Source organism: Emticicia sp., assembly GCF_043780375.1.
Lineage (GTDB): Bacteria > Bacteroidota > Bacteroidia > Cytophagales > Spirosomataceae > Emticicia.
Window position 1 is genome coordinate 1 of the sequence record NZ_JAYWCU010000103.1, and the last position, 6208, is coordinate 6208.

A 6208-nucleotide genomic window follows, 5' to 3' on the forward strand; every position below is an offset into this window, starting at 1 on the left:
AATAGACTTCCTGCGAAAGTATTTTAAGTCGAAAAACACCATCTTTTCGGCTACAAATTGAGCAAATTTTTCAACCGTAGCGGTGCTATGCTTTCAAAATTTCATCAATTTTCGCTTGAAAATCTACTATTTTTCAATCATAAAACACTTTCGCAGGAAGTCTAATGAAGAAATAATACTTTGCAAAAATAATCAATTTAGCCATAATTTCATTTGCAGAATTTAAGCCTTACAAATTCACACCTCTTTTCCACGGGATAAAGTCGTCTTGCCCTAAAGTTTCGGCTTTGGTTAAATAATCGCCGTTGGCGAGTCCAATTAACCAATTTAACAAAGATTCACCATTTTGCTCAATGGTTTCTTCGCCAGTAATGACTTTTCCCGAACTAAAATCAATAATATCTGACATCTTTTGAGCCAATTTATTATTAGTCGAAATCTTAACCGTTGGCGTAATCGGATTTCCCGTTGGCGTGCCAAGCCCTGTTGTAAACAATATAATGGTTGCTCCCGATGCCGCCATTCCTGTTGTTGCTAACACATCGTTTCCTGGCGTACAAAGCAAATGTAAACCTGCTTCGGTTGGTTGTTCTGTATAATTCAAAACGTTGACAATTGGAGCATTACCGCCTTTTTTGGCTGCACCAGCCGACTTTATTGCATCGGTAATTAGTCCATCTTTAATATTCCCAACCGACGGATTCATGTCGAAAGTTGCTCCCACGGCAGCCGCTTGGTCGGAATATTCTTTCATTAAATCGGCAAATTTTTGAGCTTTTGCTTCATCTACGCAACGATTGATGAGTTCTTGCTCAACGCCACAAAGCTCTGGAAATTCTGCCAAAAGCGTTGTTCCGCCCAAACTTACCATAATGTCAGATAAATGCCCGATGGCAGGGTTTGCCGATATTCCTGAGAAACCATCCGAACCGCCACATTTCAAGCCAATATTTAGTTTGTTAAGCGGAGCAGGTTTACGACTTTGTTTATTGATTTCGATAATTCCTTTAAATGTCTCACGAATAGCGTCCGACATCATGGCATTTTCGGTGCCGTAGGTTTGTTGGTCGAAATATAAAATCGGTCGGTCAAATTTTGGATTTCGCTTCAATACTTCACTTTTCAGATAATCTATTTGTGATTTCTGGCAACCCAAACTTAAAACCGTTACGCCTGCTACGTTTGGATTGACAATCATTCCTGCAAAAAGGTCGCACAAAGAATCGGTGTCTTGATTTGTTCCACCACAACCAGTTTCGTGTGTCAAAAACTTTATGCCATCAACATTTGGGAAAAGGTGCGTAGGTGAACTTTTAATCGCCTCGTTTTCTTGTTCGGCTAATTGTATTTTTTCAATTTCTTCTAAATTACCCGATTTATAAGCCGATAATAAATCTCGCACTTGGTTACGATAAATTTCGGGTTGAGAATAGCCAAGTTCTCGCTCAAAGGCATCTTTCATGACCAAAATATTGCGGTTTTCACAAAAAACCAAAGGAACAACCAACCAATAATTACGAATACCTACGCTTCCATCATTTCTGTAATAGCCATTGAAAGTTTTGTTTTTCCAAGATACCGTATCTAAAGGATTCCACTTCGAAGCTGGTTGGCGTTTTTCTACTGAGTAGGGGTCAGATTCGTGTTTAAGATTAAAAGTTGTAATTTGAGCCCCACGTTTGATAGGTTTTGTAGCTTTTCCTACTAAAACACCGTACATTGTTACGTGGTCGCCGACGGCTAAGTCTTCGGTTACGAATTTATGTTTGGCATCAAGGTCATGTTGAATTTCATAGCTAATGCCTTCAAAATCAACAATTTCACTTGCTTTAAGGTTTTGCAAAGCAACAATAACATTATCTTTTGGGTGTAGTTTCAGAACGGTGTGCATAGGGGAGGAGGCTCAAAAAATTATAGTTTGAATAATTATTTTGGCAAATGTAAGTCCTATTTATTTTTTGTTCCCGAATTGACAACTAATTTTGACGAATAAAACACGTATTTTTGAGCAATTATCAAAAAAATATTAGAATTAAGCTATTTTTCACAAAAACCTATTCGATAAAAATGTTTCGTCTTGACAATAAAGTGGCCATCGTTACTGGTGGAGCAAGTGGTATTGGACTTTCTATTTCTCGACTTTTTGCTCAACAGGGTGCGGTCGTTCATATTTTCGAATTAAATATTGACCAAGCAGAGCGAGAAGCTGACCTCATTAATGCTAATGGAGGTGAAGCCTATTTTCATAAGGTAGATATATCGAAGCAAAAAGAAGTCAAGAAAACAGTTGATAAAATTGCGAAAGAAAACACCATTGATATTTTAGTCAATAATGCAGGAATTGCTCACATTGGCACTATTGAAACAACAAGTGAAGAGGATTTTGACCGAGTTTTCAATGTAAATGTTAAAGGAACATATAATTGTTTACAAGCAGTTATTCCACATTTAAAAAACAATGGTGGGGTAATTTTAAACATGGCATCTATTGCAGCAACGGTTGGAATTCCTGAAAGATTTGCCTATTCGATGTCGAAAGGGGCAGTTTTTACCATGACTTTACAGATTGCCAAAGACTATTTGAAATATAATATTCGTTGTAATAGTATTTCGCCAGCACGAGTACATACACCTTTCGTTGATGGTTTTATAAAGAAAACCTATCCTGGTAAAGAAAAGGAAATGTTTGAAAAATTATCAAAAACTCAACCAATTGGTCGCATGGCAAAGCCCGAAGAAATTGGTTCATTGGCAGTTTATCTTTGCTCCGACGAAGCCAGTTTTATTACAGGTTGTGATTATTTGATTGACGGTGGTTTTGTAAAACTGAATAATTAATGTGGAGCGAACGGGAGATTTTCCTGTTAATAACTTGTTAAAGAAGAAAGGGTTTTGAAATATTTTCCTCAAAAATTACCTAATTTGTTGTTCCAAACATCAAAAAATCACATGAAAAAAATAGTTTTAGTAAGTATTCTTCTGTGTATCATAAACATAGCTTTCTCACAAGGAATTGCTTTTGAACCCACCATAGAAGCCGCTTTTAAGAAAGCAAAGGCTTCTGGCAAACCTGTTTTTGTGGAATGCTATTCGCCTCATTGCCCTATCTGTATGAGTTTAGAACCAACCCTCAAAAACGCTGAAGTTGGCAAATATTACAACCAAAACTTCGTGAGTTATAAGCTAAATGTAGAAGATGCAAAACAAGTGGCTTTTCTTACGAAAAAGAAAATCTATTTGCCGGGTTTTCCATTGTTTTTTTACTTTGATAACAATCAAAACCTGTTGCACCTTACTGACCCAATTAATACGCCTAAAGATTTAATTCAACATGCCAAAACTGCCATCGACCCTAACTTACAAACAGGTGGTTTTTGGAAAAAATATCAAGCAGGAAATAGAGATATAAGTACCATGACAGGGCTGGCTTATCTACTTCGTGTTACGCAAGATACAGCTCGTAATATTCAGGTAGCCAATGAACTATATAAAGCGTATCCAAAAAATCAGTTAAACGATAAAGCCAGTTGGGCAATTGTCAAAAAATGTATAATGGATATTGAAAATGGTTTTGCAGAATATTGGTTAAACAATATCGAAATTGCCAAAAAACATGCAATCGAAGAGGGGCATCCAGGAACTGAAATGAATTCGCTTGGAATGTTGGTGCAAATGGCTATTTATGACCCGAAAGCCTCAAAGTTTTCGCTGGCGAAAGTAAATAAACTCAAAAATTATATGGGCGTTGTGGGTGCGGGGCAATACGTTACGGGAGCAACTTGGCAAATCGAATGTCCTGCTATTTTACGTGAACAAGGGCAAGACAAAGCTTTTGCTTTTCTTCAAAATCTTATTAACGCTCAAACTCAACCACAATTATTAGTTTATTACACGACGTTTTACAACACAAATTTTACAGATGGGAAATTTGCTAATAATGCTCGTCAATGGCTCACAAAAGCCCGACCACAATTAAAAACGGAACAAGAAATAGCAAATCTGAACTACGAATCTGCTCGATTATATCAAAAAACAGGAGATTTGGCAAATGCTAAGAAAGAAATTTCGGCAGCAAAGGCAAGTATTGCTACTGCAAAAACCAAAATTACTGACCCAAATCTAAAAAAAGTAGTGGCAAGTGTTGAAAAAAATATCAACAAGTTGGCTGGAGAGTTGAAGTAGTGTTTTGATGGGCAAAGTTTAGAACTTTGACAAATGAATAGAGTAAAGTTTAGAACTTTCGCATAAAGTTTACTGACGAAAGAAAACCAAAGAAAAATAGAATGACATTATTCAACGTATATCCTCTTTATGACATCGAGCCTGTGAAAGCTCAAGGTTCTTATCTTTGGGATAAGACTGGACAACAATATCTCGACCTTTATGGTGGTCACGCCGTTATTTCGGTTGGACACACACATCCATATTATGTGCGAAAACTGACTCAACAGCTCAAAAATATTGGTTTTTACTCCAATTCAGTAAAAATTCCTTCGCAGGAAGAGTTGGCTGATAAATTAGGAAAACTTTCGGGTTTGAAAGATTATTCTTTGTTTTTGGTCAATTCGGGAGCAGAAGCCAACGAAAATGCCTTGAAATTGGCATCTTTTTACAATGGTCGTACCAAAGTAATTGCCTTTTCAAAAGCATTTCATGGACGTACATCGGCTGCTGTTGCCGTTACAGAGAATCCTTCTATCAAAGCACCCATCAATTTTGCTGACCATGTGCAGTTTTTGCCTTTCAATGATGTTGAGGCTGTCAAAAAAGCAGTTGATAACGAAACTTGTGCGGTTATTGTAGAAGGCATTCAAGGCGTAGGCGGAATCAATGTGGCGACTGACGAATTTATGAAAGCCATTCGCAAGGCTTGCGACAAAACAGGGGCTATTTTTATTCACGATAGCGTACAATGTGGCTATGGTCGTTCGGGAAAATTCTTCTCGTTTCAGCACAGTGGCGTAAAACCCGATATTATCACAACTGCCAAAGGAATGGGCAATGGTTTCCCAATCGGTGGTGTGTTGATTTCTCCAAAATTTGAAGCAAAACACGGACTACTCGGCACAACTTTCGGCGGAAATCATTTGGCTTGTACAGCAGCAAATGCCGTTTTGGACATTATCAAGAAAGAAAAATTGGTACAAAATGCCGCCAATATCGGTGATTATTTCTTTGAAAACCTCAAAGGAATGACAGGAATAAAAGAATTACGTGGACAAGGCTTAATGATAGGCATTGAGTTTGAGAAGCCAGTTGGCCCAATCAGAAACGCCATGCTTTTTGAACACAAGATATTTACAGGCGTAGCAGGAACGCACACGATGCGACTTTTACCAAGCCTCGCCATGACCACCAAAGAAGCCGATATTTTCTTAGAAGCTTTGAAGCAAGTTTTGGCGAAAGCGTAAAACAATATAAATTTAATAAACCGCCCCAAAATCTGGCAAAATGCCGTGGTTTTGGGGCGGTTTTTGTTGTTACAATTTTGAAAAAAACAAAACGCCCAAAATACAAACTTTAATGATTCGAGTTTTTCGATTGAATTTTTAATAGATATGTGAGTAGGTGTACAATTTTTCATTTTTACACATTTCTAAGTCTATACCAGTACATACTATATCGTGTCCATTTGTCTATCTGTCCAATTTCTAAGATTGGATTTTAGGAATAAAAGTATTTTTCCAAGGAACAAATCTTATTGACTTACCTTCCCAAACGGAATCAAAACACCTATCAAAATATTTACCTTCATATTTTAATATATTAAGCAATGACAATTCAATATACCAAATAAAAACTTGCAAAGCTTCATACAAAGCAATATTGTCATAACTACGTAATTTGCTTCGTTTCTCTGCTTGAGAATGTACAATTGAATTTCGGATACCAACAATAGCCTCTGGAGCATCCTTTGACATTAATTCTTGCAGTTTTGTAAATGCTTTAGGAACTTTACTGGAAATTTGTAATTGTGAAATTATTAAACGAATTTTATTTGCTGCACTTAAATCTTTAGCATCATCACCTATAATCATTTGCTTATTTTCCACAATCCACCAGTTGTAAACAAGTTCTAATGCTGTTTGTCCTAATATAATTGCTCCGTCTATAAGAGTTTGTTTTGGAATTATATTCTGTTGATAATCAAAGAGATAAATGCAATTTGTATCATAGCTTCTGATGAAATTATTGTTTTTTCCACGTC

5 protein-coding genes are annotated in these 6208 nt (G+C 36.7%); 3 read left to right on the plus strand and 2 right to left on the minus strand.

Translation table 11 applies throughout. From position 1 onward, the window contains the following. Nucleotides 1-229: 229 nt before the first annotated feature. On the minus strand, nucleotides 230-1891 hold the full coding sequence (locus ACH2CJ_RS07750) for a UxaA family hydrolase (RefSeq protein WP_394991826.1): 1662 nt from the start codon (nucleotides 1889-1891) through the stop codon (nucleotides 230-232). 176 nt (nucleotides 1892-2067) lie between these two features. On the opposite strand from ACH2CJ_RS07750, the gene ACH2CJ_RS07755 reads away from it, so the two are divergent. The 3 genes from ACH2CJ_RS07755 to ACH2CJ_RS07765 all read left to right on the plus strand — a co-directional run bounded on the left by ACH2CJ_RS07755 (nucleotide 2068) and on the right by ACH2CJ_RS07765 (nucleotide 5411). After that, a complete protein-coding gene (locus ACH2CJ_RS07755; protein ID WP_394991828.1) occupies nucleotides 2068-2838 on the plus strand; it encodes an SDR family NAD(P)-dependent oxidoreductase in 771 nt (256 codons plus the stop codon). A 111-nt stretch (nucleotides 2839-2949) separates the two neighbouring features. Continuing rightward, nucleotides 2950-4182 (plus strand): thioredoxin family protein, encoded by a 1233-nt coding sequence (locus ACH2CJ_RS07760; protein WP_394991830.1) that lies wholly within the window; start codon nucleotides 2950-2952, stop codon nucleotides 4180-4182. Between the two features lie 101 nt (nucleotides 4183-4283). After that, the gene (locus ACH2CJ_RS07765; protein WP_394991832.1) at nucleotides 4284-5411 is read left to right on the plus strand and encodes an aspartate aminotransferase family protein; all 1128 of its coding nucleotides are present in this window, start codon (nucleotides 4284-4286) and stop codon (nucleotides 5409-5411) included. A gap of 240 nt (nucleotides 5412-5651) precedes the next feature. On the opposite strand, the gene ACH2CJ_RS07770 is transcribed toward ACH2CJ_RS07765, so the two are convergent. Beyond that, on the minus strand, nucleotides 5652-6208 hold a 557-nt coding region (locus ACH2CJ_RS07770), incomplete at its 5' end, for a hypothetical protein (RefSeq protein ID WP_394991834.1).